The sequence below is a fragment of the Stenotrophomonas sp. STEN020 genome (assembly GCF_056760195.1).
This window is the reverse complement of sequence record NZ_JBRREI010000010.1, coordinates 91,664-105,055: the sequence shown is the minus strand read 5'-3', so window position 1 is coordinate 105,055 and position 13,392 is coordinate 91,664. Positions and strand designations below refer to the sequence as shown.

The following is a 13,392-nucleotide window of genomic DNA, read 5'->3' as shown; positions in this document are numbered from 1 at the left end:
TCCTCCCCCCCCCCCCCCGCCCCCTCCCACCCACCCCACCCACCCCGTTCCTCCCCCCTGCTGTTCTCCCCCCCAGACCCCCCCCCCCCCCCCCCCCCCCCCCCCCCCCCCCACTACAGTCGGCAAAGCTCCTCTCCCTTCAGGAGAGGAGCTCGATCAATCATCGCAACGGCAAGCGGTTATTGAGCTTCGTCACCTCAGCCCCATCCCCCTCCAGGCCAACCCGCATGCTCGCTCCCTCACGCTTGAATCCGGCCGGCAGCGCCAGCTCCACCGTCGTCGTACGCGGCAACAAATCCAACGGCGCTTCCAATGCAGGCACTGCAACCCGCGCAACTTCACGACCGCGCGCATCTTCCAGCACCGCATAACCAGCGCCAGTTCCGACATGCCCAAGGCTGTGCACGGTCAACCACACGCGCTCACCCTCGATCTTCAGATCACCACGGCCAATGCCCAGGTCCGCACGTGTCTCCACCGGCGTGCCGGGCGTCACCAGCTCGAACTCGAATACCTGGCTCTGCTTCGGTGCAAACCGCAATTGTGCGCCGACGCTCTTCTCCAGCAACACCTCGCGCACCTCCGCCTTGCCGTCGATCACATCATCACCATCGCGATCCACGCCACTGCGTACACGCCAGGTGCCGGCGGCGATGTTCCAGCCGGTCATGGTCGCATCCAGCGGCGTGTTGCCAAGGTTGAAGGCGATCACCTTGAAGCGTTCGCGCGACGGCGCATGCACCAGCAGAGCGACCTGCTCGGCGCTATCGGGCTGGGCGAACTGCCAGCTGACGGTATGCCCCGGCCAGCTCTGGTTACGCTTCAGGCCGATGCCGCCCAGGCGCAGGCGCTGCAGGAACTCGCTTGGTGCCTCGACGCGGTCGCTCCACCAGTGGCCTTCGGTGTTCATGTACTCGCGCTGTGCCTTGGCCTGGATGCCGTCAGCGTGCAGTGCTTCCAGGTACTTCTTGTCACCTGTCTGCTGCCAGGCGCTGATCGCGGCGAAGCCGCTGCCGCCCTTGTCGGCATCGGCCACCAACTGCTTGCCCCAGTCCTGCTGCCTGCCCAGCACATCGACATAGTTCTCGCCGAGATTGGACAGCACGCCCGGGCCAGCGCGCACCACGCGGTAGTCCAGCGCCTGCAGGTACTTGGCGTCGCCAGTCCAGCGCCACGCGGCCCAGAAGGTGTGCATCAAATCGCCGCTGCCCGAGCCCTGGTTCAACTCGCCACCACGGGTCTTGCCCGTGGCCCAGTTGATCTCGTTGGGCAGGGTGAAGCGGCCCTTGTCGTCCTTGTAGGCGTGGGCCAGATAGCCGTCGGCAAGTCCGGTGACCAACTTGCGGCCGGTTGGATCTGCGTTGTACTCGCCGATCAGGAAGGCCGGGTGCAGCGCCGGGAACGAATACGGTTTCTGCCACTGCCAGTTCGGCTCGCGGTAAACCTTGTTGCCGCCAAACCAGTTGCTGGAGAACAACAGGTTGCCCTGCGGATTGCGCAGAATGATGCGCTCGTCAAAAGCCCTCACCGTTTCCATCAGACGCTCGACGGTGAGCGGATCGCCCCAGTTGAGGTAGAGCATCGCGCTGTTGGCGTTGATGCCTTCCTCGTAGGCGTGCAGCTCATCGGTCTCGATGGTGCTGAGGCCATTGGAGAACATGCCGTTCTTGTAGACCGCGTCGGACAACGCGGTCAGCGAGGTATTCAGGCGCTCGGGCTCGACACCCATCAGTGCCAGACCCGGCCACTGCTGGACCAGATCCGAGTCATCGGAAATACCGCCGCCGAAATCGCCGTAAGCGACCTGACGGTTCTCGATCCACCAGTCAATGAAGCGACGCACATACTTCAGGTCTTCAACCTGACGGAACGCCCACAACGGTACGCCCTTCGGCGCCTGCGGCTGCTCGAACGCTGGCTTGCCCTGGCTGTTGTAGCTGATGTAGTTCCAATACAAGCGGCCCAGCTCATGGTCCGGGTCAACCCGCAGCAGATCACTCAGATCGGCATAGACACGCGAGTACAGCCGCTGGCGCTTGGAGGTGGTGTGCTCCTCGACCAGGAAGCCCCAGTTGTCACGCACCTGGTTGAAACGATCGGCGACGTGCTGCTTGATCGCCTCCTTGCGTTCCTTGAACACCAGGCGCACTTCGGCGCCGTCCAGCGATGCCGCATTGAAGCCCGGCGCGGCCGAGGCCACCGAGATCCAAAGGCTGTCAGCGGTGAGGATGCGATCGCGCAGGTCCAGCCACAGGGTGCGTGCTTCGCCAGGCTTCACCGACACCGAGACATCGATCATGTCGCGCGCCGGCCAGATCGGATCCTTGACGCGGATGTTCAGCGGGATCAGACCGTCATGCGTAGCCGGCAGGTCCAGCGCGGGGATATCGATCGCCACACCATCGAGGCCGTCGTACATGTTTTCCCAGCTATGCGCCCAGCTGCGGATCAGCGGCTGCGCGGCAGGTGCATCACCAACGCCGGACGGAATCAGCACGTGCACGATCGGCATGGGCTTGGCCGGCAGGCTGTCGGCAGCGCGCTTGCGCGAGCCCGCGCCCTTGGGCAGCGCCATCACCGTGCTGCGCTCATCCGGCGCGAAGCGGCCGTCGATATAGTCGCGCAGGCTGGCGATATTGGTGTAATCCGGCAGCACGCTGCTGTCGATCTGATAGCGCTGCTTGACTGTGCCCTGCGGCTCGGCCGCGTCGCTGACCTGGTAGCCCCAGATCTCCTGGATCGGGGTTTCCTGCGCGGTGTTTTGGAAGTGCAGCTTGCCACCGACCTGGTCGGCGAAGCTGTCGACGCTGCGCACCACGCCTTGCGGACGATTGAACAAAGTGCCCGCGGTGCCCTTCAGCTCACCGTAGGCGGCTCCGCGGATCTCGATGCGATTGATGTGTTCGCCTTCGGGAACCGTCAGGTCCAGTTGCTGGCCACCTTCCACATAGGTGTTCCAGTCCGGCAGCTGCATGTAATCGTTGCGGCCAGGCAGGCGCGAGCGGTTGTAGACGCCGGGCCAGGTGGTTTCGGCAATACCGTCAGTGCCCTTCCACATCCACTGCAGTTTGTCTTTTACGTCAGCAAACTCGACCTTGCGGATGCTTGTCGTCGGCGCGCTCAGTGCCGGCGGTGCGGCACCTTCCCAGCCATAGCGGTGCCACCAGGCACGCTGCGAGGCACTGCCGCTCTCGGCGCTGCGCGGCTCGGCATTGCGCGCAAGCGCGGCCACGCCGGCGCTATCGAGCATGCGGTCGTAGACGCGGATCTCGTCGAAGTCGCTGCCACGCAGGAAGTTGTAGCGGCTCTGCACCTGGTAGGGCGCCATCACCCGGCCGGCAAGACCGAGCTGGTCCAGCGCCGCGTCGTAGTCACCGGTGGTTGCCGCCTGTGCGACTTCACGTCCATCAATGAACAACTTGACGCCCTTGTCCTCATCCCAGGCGAAGGCGATGTGCTGCCATTGTTCGGGCGACGGATTCCTGTCGAGCTTGAACGAGACGCGGGTGCGGGCCAGGTTGGCATCGGTGACGAAGGCATCGAAGCCGTGCCCGTTCCAGTCGATGCGCAGCCAGGCCATGTCCCAGCTGCTGTGGTCGGCGTAGCCGACGCGGAAGATCACGAACGGTGCTTCGCCCACCGCATAACGCGAACGCCAGAAGAAGGACAGAGTTCCGCGCTCGGCCTGGATGTTGCCGGGCGCGTTCCACGACAGCACACCGTCGTCCTGCCATTGGATTGCACGACCATGCGCGCCATCGTCGACAAGACTGACCTTGTCCTGGAAGTTCGGGGTTGCGTCGCCAGCGGCGCTGTCAGCAACAAAGCCCTTGTCCGCCGAGACGCGGAACAACAGCTCCGGCGACTGCGCGACTGCGCTCAGCGGTGCCAACAGCAGGCCCAACACGCAGGCGAGGTGGGTGGGACGCAACACGGTTTTCTGGTTCATTGTCTAACTCGTTCCAAATCGGTTGACTGCCTTGCTTAAGCCCCTCTCCCTCCGGGAGAGGGGTTGGCGAGAGGGTCGAGCACATCCGCAATGCAGGATTGCGTGGGCTTCGCCCTCACCCTCATCCGGCCCTTCGGGCCACCTTCTTCCGGAGGGAGAAGGGAACAGCTAGCCCCTCTCCCTCCGGGAGAGGGGTTGGGGAGAGGGTTGCTCTCGCCCATGCCGCTGCGCCCACTTCGGCCACTCCCGGTCCAGCAACTGCTCCGGCCACACGCCATACCAGGCATAACCTACCCGGCGTTCGTTCGGAATGTCCGCGAAGCGCGCCACACGCTCACCCTCGCGATTGACGAACATCGGCCGCCCCTGTTCCAGATCGTAGAAGCGTGCCCACAGCCGTGCGCCTGCCAAAGGTTCTATAAGCACGTCCTTGCCACTGGGCTGCTCCGGTGCCTCGACCTTGCGCATCGCCAGGTCCAGCAAGGCATTGGCCTGCAGCCACTGCAGGCCAGATTCGATGGCTTCGATGGTCTGCGGGCTCGGCTCGGGCTGGCGCATCAACAGCCGCAGCACGCCTACCGACTCGGATACGGCAAGCGATGGCAACTCGTAGGAACGCGCCTTGGCCGGTTGCAGGCTGACCTCGTCGTATTGCGCGGCCCAGATGGACAGTCGGCCATCCATGCGTACCTGCGTGGCCAACACGTTCTGCAGGCCGCGCTGCAAGGCGGCGTTGGCCTTGCCTGCATAGTCCGGCGGCAATCCCGCAACCGCGGGCGCACCTTCGGCGATGTCCTGCAGCAGGTCCAGCACGCGGGTCATCGCGTCGTCGTTGAAGGTGATCTGGTGCCGGTACAGCGAGCGCTCGGGGTAGTACTGCGGCCAGCCGCCATTGGCGTACTGCGCGGCCAGCAGATAATCCACGCCGCGCCGTGCAGCGCCCAGGTATGCCGCGTTGCCGGTGTCTTTCCAGGCCTGCAGCAGGTGGCGGATCTCGCGCGTGGTCGACTTGTTGTCGATATTGGCGTCATCCAGCCGATCCGGGGCCTGCAATGCCGCGCGCTCGTCGGCGCTGAACACATGCTCGTAGTCGACCGCCTTGCCCTGGTACTGCTTGGACCAGCCGCCGGAAGCGGTCTGCAGCAGCAACATGTTTTCGGCTTCGGGCTCGGTGCGCGGCGCGGCTGCCTGCACCGCTGCAGAGCTCCAGCCCGCGCTGATCAACAGCGCGGTCGATAACCACAAACGCCTCATCGCATCCTCCTGCATGCACCGGAACACCAGCGTGCTGGCATCCCGGTGTTACTGCACTGGCCTTGCGCGCGCGCCATCTCAGAACTTGTAGCGCGCGCCGACGTAGTACTGGCGACCGGTCACGGTGTAGCGGTCGGCCATCTGCCGTGCGGAGTCCACGTAGCGCTGATCCGGCGTATCAAGCAGGTTGATCGCCTCGAAGGTCAGCGACAGCTTCTTGTTGACCTTGTACGACATGTTGAAGTCGACGTTGCGCACGCTGTTCTTGCCGGTCACATCCGGTGTTGCGAACTGATTTCCGTCCAGGTCCCAGACGCTTTCCTGGCTGAGGATCTCGCCGATGTAGCCGTCGCGGTAGCTGGTGGAAACACGGGCGCTGAACTTGCCATCGTCGTAGTACAAGGTGGCGTTGTACGAATTCGGCGACAGGTTGACCAGGTCGTTGTCGGTGAAGGTGGTGGTGATGCTGGTATTGCTGTTGCCGGCCGAGCTGAACATGTATTTGATGCTCGACTCGACATGCGTGTAGTTGAGCTGGATGCCGAACTTGCTCCAGATGCCGGGCAGGAAGGTGAACGGCTGCTGGTAGCTCAATTCGTAGCCCTTCAACGGGCCGCCCGGGGTGTTGTAGTAGCTCTGCACGTTGAACACGGTGTCGGCGGTGAAGCCAGCCGGCAGCAGGTCCAGCGAGTAGCCCATGTCGCCCCAGGTGGTCAGCAGGCGGGTGCGCTGCACGTAGCTGTCGATGTCCTTGTAGAACAGTGCCGCCGACAGCAGGCCGCCATCACCAAAGTACCACTCCGCGCTCAGGTCGTAGTTGGTCGAGCGGAACGGATCGAGCTTGGGATTGCCAAGGTTGATCGCGAACACGCGGCCATCATCGAAGTAACCGGTGGGGCCGCCGCTGACGCTGGGCGACAGGTAGGCAAGCGTCGGTCGTGCCATGGTCTTGGCCGCGCCGAAACGCAGCACCACGTTCTCGGCCACGTCCCAGGCCAGGTTCAGCGACGGCAGCACGTCCTGGTAGCTGTGGTTGACCACCGAGCGCACCAGCGAGCGTTCACCGGCCGCAGCCGTCGCGCTGGCCACACCAAAGAACGATTCGCAGTTGGCCGAGTTGTTGCCCGATGCCGCTGCATTGCACGGCGCCCAACCGGATGCGTTGATCTGGGTGTTGACCACGCGCACGCCCAGGTTGCCGCGGAAGGCGCGGTCCCATAGTTCGGTATTGAAATCCAACTGCAGGTAGCCACCGAGGCTGCGCTCGTTGACCTCGAAGTTGTTGTTGGACGCACCGAAGTGGCCAACGCCGGCCAATCGGTAGTCACCGCCCTGCACGCCGGTATCGCAGTTGCAGTTGATGTTGAGCAGCTCGGCGATCTTGCCGAAATCCGGAATCAGCCAACCGTTCGGCACATTGCCGGACAGGTTCTTGCCGAAGCCGGTCAGCGTGGTACTCAGGTCACCGACAGTGACACCTGCCGGCAGGGCCTGGGCCAGGCGGCCGTAGCTGATGTGGCGGTATTCCTCCGACTCCATGTCGTAGTCCTTGTAGGCAAGGCCGGTACGCAGGGTGAAGGTCGGGTTGATGTTGAACTGCAGGTCGATCTTGGCGGTGTCGAAAGCGTTGTTGACGTAGCTCGGGTTCAAGCGCACTTCGCTGATGTTGCTGCCGCGCGCGGTGCCGTTGCTGTTGACCGGTACCGCGCCGTAGCCCAGCCACGACCATGCCGCCGGGTCGTTCAAGGCGAAGGGTAGGGTCATGTTCGGCATATCGCCGCCGTTGCGCATGTCCATCACGAAGCCGTCGACGTTGCTGTTGTCGAAGCTCACCAGAGAGAACACCGGGCGCTCATAGTCCGAGCTGGAGTGACCGAGCACGGCCTCCATCTTCACCGCGTCGTTGAAGTGATGCTCGAGGTTCAGGCTGTACTGCTGGAAGGTGGTCGATTCCTCGATCAGGCTGGACTCGGTGCGGAAATCGACGTTGTCGAACACGCCGTAGATCAGCCGGTTCTGCGCGTCCACCTCGGCCTCGCGCACCACGATCTGGGTCTTGCCACCGAGGTTGGCGGCACGGTGCAGGTTGGCGCCGATGGAGTCTTCACGCTGATCCTTGTCCAGCTTCGAGTACATCGCATCGAAGCTGAGCAAGGTGTCATCGGAGACGCGGAACTGGAACGCGCCGGTTACACCCAGCCGCTCGATTTCATGCGCGGTGCGGACATAGCGCGGATAGCGCGGAATCCAGGCATTGGTCGCGGTCTCGTAGGCGGCGATGTTCTCCGGCGTATTGGCCGGGCGCGGCAGGCCGGTACCGCAATGCGTGGCGCTGATGCCATAGCTGCCCCAGCCGTTGTTGCGGTCCTGGTTGGCCTGGCTGCCGCTGCCGGCCGGGGTTTCATTAGACGCCGGGTTGCGCGGCGTCTGCGGGTTGTAGCCCACCGGCGTACAGAAGCCGTAGGTGCCGTTGTTGGCTGCAGTGGACTGGTTGGAGTTGCGGTGGTTGCCGTGTTCCCAACGCACCGGGTTGTAGCCTTCCTCGTAGACAGTGCGCTTGCTGTACGAGCCCGACAGCAACGCGCCGAAGCGGCCATCGGCCCAGGTGTTGCTGATCAGGCCGGAGAAGCGCGGGTCAAACTTTTCCGACAGCTCGCCGTAACCGGCCTGCGCTGATGCCGAGGCCTGGAAACCGGCGAAATCAAACGGTCGCGAACCACGCAGATCGACGGTTGAACCCAGCGAACCTTCGTCCATCTGCGCCGACTGGGTCTTGTTGACCTTGACCTGGCTGAAGAGCTCGGAGGCGAAGGTATTGAAATCGAAGCCGCGGCTGCGGTTGACGCCGCTACTACCGTTGCCGGCGGTGGCCAATGCCTCCAGGCCGTTGAGGCGCACGCGGGTGAAGTCCGCGCCCAGGCCACGGATCGAGATGCGCTGGCCTTCGCCGCCTTCGCGATCAATCGATACGCCGGCGATGCGCTGCAGCGACTCGGCAAGATTCTGGTCGGGGAACTTGCCGATGTCCTCGGCGAAGATCGCGTCCACCTGTTCGGTGGTGTAACGCTTTTCGTCCAGCGATTTCTGCAGGCTCTGGCGGTAGCCAGTGACGTTCACTGCATCCAGCTGGGTGGCCTCGGCGGCCGCCGGTGCGGACTGGGCGAAGGCGAGGGGAGCGGTCAATACCGAAGCAATGGCGGTTGCCAACAAGGTAACCGGTGTCTTTCCAAAACGACGCTTACGATCCATGCGGTGGGCTCCTTCCCCGGACGGGGAATCAAGCGAACTGGAAGGGGTGTGGGGATATCCCTGGCGAGTACTTCAGACGTGCTGTCGGGCCATTGCGGCCGCACGTGGACAGCCGTCAGGCCATGGCATGACCATGGCCTGCGGAGGATGAAAAAGCAGGGGCGGATCTGCGGAGAGAATGCGATCCGCCCCCTGCCAAAGTGCGTCTATCAGAACTTGTAACGCAGGCCCAGGGTGAACTGGCGGCCGGTCTCGCTGTATTCCAGCGGCAGCGATACCGATGGGTTGGCGACCCACGATTCCTGTGCTTCGTTGGTCAGGTTGGCACCTTCCAGGCTGATCTCCAGCTGGTCGCTGATGCGGTAGTGGATGGACGCATCAACGAAGGTGGTGCCGCTCTGGCCGTGCACGCCAAGACCTGCGCTGTCGAAGCCCTTTTCGGTGCCCGGCACCTGGATCAGGTAGTCGTCGCGGTTGGTCGCCGAAACACGGCCGGACCAACGCTCACCTTCGTAGAACAAGGTCGTGTTCCAGGAGTTGCGCGACAGGCCGGTCAGATCGGTCTTCTGTGCAAGCGCGCCGCTGCTGGTGATGTACTGCACCTTCGATTCCACATAGGTGTAGTTGAACTGCGCACCAAGGTTGGACCACTTGCCCGGCAGGAAGGTGAAGGGCTGGGTGTAGTTGAACTCGACACCGGTCAGGTCACCGCCCGGCGTATTGACCGGCAGCGAGAACACGAAGGTGTCATCCGGGCTGGCAGTCGTACCTGCCAGCAAGCTGGCCGGCAGGCCGCTTTCCGAATAGACACGGCTCTCGCGGGTGTTCTGGATGAAGCTGCCGATATCCTTGTAGAACAGGCCGACACCGAGCATGGCACCTTCGTTGAAGTACCACTCGAAGCCCAGATCCACGGTCTTGGCGCGGATCGGTTCCAGGTCGGGGTTGCCCGCGCTCACCGTCTTGGCACTACCGCTGACGCTGACGGTGACGCCCGGGGTCAGGCTGCCAAGACCCGGACGTGACATCACCTTGGCCGCACCCAAGCGGATCAGGAAGTCAGGCGTGATTTCCGCAACCAGGTTCAGCGACGGCAAGAAGTCGTTGTACTCACGCGTTGCGGTCGCCACGACCGGCGTGCCGGAACCGGTGGCGATGCCGTGCGAGGTCTGCTTGGTCTTGACGTAGCGTGCACCGATGTTGCCGGACACCGGAATCGAGCCCAGTTCGGTGGAGAAGCGACCCATCAACCAGCCACTGCGGTCCTGCTCCTCCACACCACGGATGCTGGGTGCGTAGTCGGCAACGGCAAAGGTGCCCTGATTGCTGAAGATGCCGAACTGGTCGGCAATCGCGCCGAAGTTCGGTACCACCCACTTGCCGGGCGAGCCTGACATGCCACCGAGACTGGCGATCTCCGTCATGTCCGCAGGTACCAGCTTGTTGCCAGTGCTGAAATTGGGGACCTCGGTTTCAGTCGCTTTGCGGCGACGTTCCATCGAGTCGAAGCTGTAGTTCTTGGCCTGGATGCCGCCGTCCAGGGTGAAGGACGGTCCCATCACCCAGGAGAAGTCGAGCTGACCATTGTGGAACTCGTTGGTCACGTAGTTCTGGCGCAGGCGAATGGTGGACAGCGTCCAGCCATTGGGGTCGGTCGGGCTTACACCGTAGTTGAACACCGGCTTGTTGGCATTGCCGCGGTAGTCGTAGCTGTAGCCATCCACATCCAGCTTGTCCATCATGATGGTCGCCTGGATCGGGTTCTCATGCTTGGACTTGGACGTACCGATCTTGCCGGTGATGGTGAAGTTGTCGGTCAGTCGGTGCTCACCATCGAGGCTGAGCTGGTAGAAATCGGTGGTCCATTCGTCGTGGCGGTTTTCCGCACGGATGTCCACGTTGTCCATCTTTGCGTAGACCAACGCGCCGTTCTCGATCACGCCATCGGTGACCACGGTCTGCGCCTTGCCAGCCGTACCGGTCTTGCTCAGGCCATTGGCTTCGATGTACTTCTCGTCGCGCTTGGCGTCGATCTTGGAGTACAGCATGTCCAGGTTGAAGCTGGTGCGATCGCTGGGCTTGAACTGCAGCGCACCGGTAACACCCAGACGCTTCTGGTCATGCTCGATCAGCGTGTAACGCGGGAATCGCGGCGTGTACACCTTGTCGCTGCAGACGCCGGGGAAGGGCGCGGTGCCAGTGGAGCAACCGGCGAAGCCGACACCGTTCGGATTGGCGGTGTTGGTGGGGGTGTTGGCAAGCGCATTGGCCCAACGCACGGTGCCACTGCCTTCTTCGACGGTTTCGCGTTCGGAGTAGGCCACCGAGAACAACGCACCGAACTTGCCATCGGCCCAGCTGTTGGCGATCAAACCGGCAAAGCGCGGCATCGCCGACTGCGAGGCATCGTTGTAGGACGCCTGCACGTTGCTGACGATGGTCAGGCCGTCATAGTCGAACGGACGGCCGGTACGCAGGTCGACGGTGGCGCCCAGCGAGCCTTCATCCACATCCGCCGAGGCGGTCTTGCGCGCGATCAACTGGGTGAACAGGTCGGCGGCGAATACGTTGAAGTCGAAACCACGGCCGCGGTTGGTACCGCCCTGGCCGTCGGTGCTGCCAACCGTGCTCAGTGCTTCCAGGCCGTTGATACGTACGCGGGTGAAGTCCGGGCCCAGGCCGCGCACCGAGATGTTGCGGCCTTCACCACCATCACGGGTGATCACCACACCAGGAATGCGCTGCAGCGACTCGGCCAGGTTGCTGTCCGGGAACTTGCCGATGTCCTCGGCGACGATGGCATCAACAACGCCGGCTTCGCCGCGCTTGATGTCCAGCGCCTTCTCCACGCTGGCGCGATAGCCAGTGACGGTCACTGCATCCAGTTCGGTGGCAGCGGTGGCCGGCGCAGCTGCATCCTGGGCCATGGCAGCGCCTGCCTGCAGCGCCAAACTGATCCCCAATGCGAGCAAGGTAACCGGTGTCTTTTTCTGCGAGTTACGTGGATTCATGTGCTTCCCCTCTCCAAGGTTTGCATTCGATGCAGTGGCTCCGGCTTGTGCTTTTCGCCGGATGACACCGCTGGTCAAAACGGAAAGTAGCAGCTGCGTGAAGAGGGAGCATCTTGCACTGCAACAGGGAGCAAACAGGGCGGAAACCATTGTCTGAAGGACATTGGAGGACGGTAACACGGGCAACCAAAGGGACAGTTGCGACCGAATGACACCGATAGCCAATCAACCATGCCATGATGCGCGCCGATCGACGAGGAGACAGGAATGGCGATGATTTCCCCCCGTGTTGTCTGTTTTGGTGAGCTGCTGCTGCGCTTGGGCGCGCCCGGTAACCAGCTGTTGTTGCAGTCGCCCACGCTGGACGTGCATGCCGGCGGTGCCGAAGCCAATGTCGGCGTGTCGTTGGCGCACTTCGGCCACGACGTGGCGATGATCAGCGTGGTTGCCGACAACCCGCTGGGTGCGGCGGTGGCCGGTGAACTGCGCCGCCATGGCGTGGACACCTCGCGCGTGCGCCGCAGCGACGGCCGCATGGGCCTGTATTTCCTGACCACCGGCGCCGGCCACCGGCCCAGCGAAGTGGTCTATGACCGCGCCGACTCGGCCTTCGCCAGCGTCCGCGCCGACAGCTACGACTGGCCTGCGCTGCTGCAGGGCGCGCAGTGGCTGCACCTGTCCGGGGTCAGCCCAGCCCTGGGCATGGATGCCGCGCAGGCCACCCTGGCCGCCGCACGCGCTGCCAACGAGCGCGGCATCAAGGTGTCCTTCGACGGCAACTTCCGGCCCAAGCTGTGGGAGCGCTGGGGCGGCGACGCCAAGGCGATCCTGCGCGACCTGTTCGACTGCGCGCACATCGTATTCGCCGACTACCGCGACATCGGCGTGGTGCTGGGCGGCGAGTTCAACCAGGCCGAGCCGCAGGCACGCGTCGATGCTGCCGCGGCGATGGCATTCGCGGCGTTCCCGCGCCTGCAGTACATGGCCTGCACACAGCGCAACGCGCACAGCGTTGGCCACCATTCGCTGGGTGCGATGCTGCTTGGGCGCGATGGCACGCGTGCATTGGCACCGGCCGAAGAGCTGACCGATATCGTCGATCGCATCGGCGGCGGTGACGCGTTCGCGGCCGGCGTGCTGCACGGTCTGATCGAAGGCATGGATGCGGAAACCACGATCCGCTTCGGCCTGGCCGCTGGCTGCCTGAAGCATTCCATTCCCGGTGATTTCAACCCAGTCGGCGTGGCCGACGTCATGGCCCTGATGGGCGAAGGAAAATTCGATGTCCGGCGCTGATCCGCGCGTACGCGCAGTGCTCAAACTGGCCCCGGTGATTCCGGTGTTCACTCCCGACAATGTCGACGATGCGGTACAGGTGGCGCAGGCCTTGTTCAACGGCGGCCTGCCGGTGATCGAGGTGACCTTGCGCACCGCAAACGCGATGGATGCGATCAAGGCCATGGTCGAGGCCGTGCCTGATGCGGTGGTCGGTGCCGGCACCGTGCTGACGCCGGCGCAGATGGAGAAGCTGAAATCGGTGGGTGGTCGCTTTGCGGTGTCACCTGGCGCCACCGACACGCTGTATGCGGCGGCACGCGATACCGATCTGCCGTTCCTTCCGGGTGTGGCGACTTCGTCCGAGTTGATGCGCGGCCTGGAGCACGGGCTGGATACGTTCAAGTTCTTCCCGGCTGTGCAGGCCGGCGGCGTGGGCATGTTGTCGGCCTGGAATGGCCCGTTCGGCGATGTGCGGTTTTGCCCGACCGGGGGCATCAGCGCGCAGACTGCATCGCAGTTCCTGCATCTGCCGAATGTGCTGTGCGTGGGCGGTTCGTGGTTGACCACGCGTGAGCTGTTGCAGGCGCGTGATTGGACGGGGATTGAGACACTGGCAAGAGCTGCGGCTGTTTTGCCGGGTTGATGCTGGGG

At 63.6% G+C, this 13,392-nt stretch carries 6 protein-coding genes; 2 read left to right on the top strand and 4 right to left on the bottom strand.

Annotated elements, in window-relative coordinates; genetic code table 11:
- Positions 1-160: 160 nt before the first annotated feature.
- From ACVOLZ_RS06605 to ACVOLZ_RS06590, 4 genes are all read right to left on the bottom strand, one after another.
- Positions 161-3,949 (bottom strand): LamG-like jellyroll fold domain-containing protein, encoded by a 3,789-nt coding sequence (locus tag ACVOLZ_RS06605; RefSeq protein WP_481515486.1) that lies wholly within the window; start codon positions 3,947-3,949, stop codon positions 161-163.
- Between the two features lie 168 nt (positions 3,950-4,117).
- Positions 4,118-5,203, bottom strand: coding sequence for a pectate lyase (pelA, locus tag ACVOLZ_RS06600; RefSeq protein WP_481515485.1), 1,086 nt, complete (start codon positions 5,201-5,203; stop codon positions 4,118-4,120).
- A gap of 78 nt (positions 5,204-5,281) precedes the next feature.
- Entirely contained in the window at positions 5,282-8,452 is a 3,171-nt protein-coding gene (locus tag ACVOLZ_RS06595) for a TonB-dependent receptor (RefSeq protein WP_481515484.1), read from the bottom strand.
- 209 nt (positions 8,453-8,661) lie between these two features.
- On the bottom strand, positions 8,662-11,463 hold the full coding sequence (locus ACVOLZ_RS06590; RefSeq protein ID WP_481515483.1) for a TonB-dependent receptor: 2,802 nt from the start codon (positions 11,461-11,463) through the stop codon (positions 8,662-8,664).
- 273 nt (positions 11,464-11,736) lie between these two features.
- On the opposite strand from ACVOLZ_RS06590, the gene ACVOLZ_RS06585 reads away from it, so the two are divergent.
- Positions 11,737-12,759 (top strand): sugar kinase, encoded by a 1,023-nt coding sequence (locus ACVOLZ_RS06585; protein ID WP_481515488.1) that lies wholly within the window; start codon positions 11,737-11,739, stop codon positions 12,757-12,759.
- A complete protein-coding gene (gene eda / locus ACVOLZ_RS06580; RefSeq protein WP_481515482.1) occupies positions 12,746-13,384 on the top strand; it encodes a bifunctional 4-hydroxy-2-oxoglutarate aldolase/2-dehydro-3-deoxy-phosphogluconate aldolase in 639 nt (212 codons plus the stop codon). Before ACVOLZ_RS06585 ends, eda begins: the two co-directional genes overlap by 14 nt.
- The last annotated feature ends 8 nt before the right edge of the window (positions 13,385-13,392 follow it).

What these genes read in the sequence shown, in the direction of transcription:
- ACVOLZ_RS06605 (WP_481515486.1), bottom strand. Translation starts at nt 3,949, where the DNA reads ATGAACCAGAAAACCGTGTTGCGTCCCACCCACCTCGCCTGCGTGTTG.
- eda (WP_481515482.1), top strand. Translation starts at nt 12,746, where the DNA reads ATGTCCGGCGCTGATCCGCGCGTACGCGCAGTGCTCAAACTGGCCCCG.
- ACVOLZ_RS06590 (WP_481515483.1), bottom strand. Translation starts at nt 11,463, where the DNA reads ATGAATCCACGTAACTCGCAGAAAAAGACACCGGTTACCTTGCTCGCA.
- pelA (WP_481515485.1), bottom strand. Translation starts at nt 5,203, where the DNA reads ATGAGGCGTTTGTGGTTATCGACCGCGCTGTTGATCAGCGCGGGCTGG.
- ACVOLZ_RS06595 (WP_481515484.1), bottom strand. Translation starts at nt 8,452, where the DNA reads ATGGATCGTAAGCGTCGTTTTGGAAAGACACCGGTTACCTTGTTGGCA.
- ACVOLZ_RS06585 (WP_481515488.1), top strand. Translation starts at nt 11,737, where the DNA reads ATGATTTCCCCCCGTGTTGTCTGTTTTGGTGAGCTGCTGCTGCGCTTG.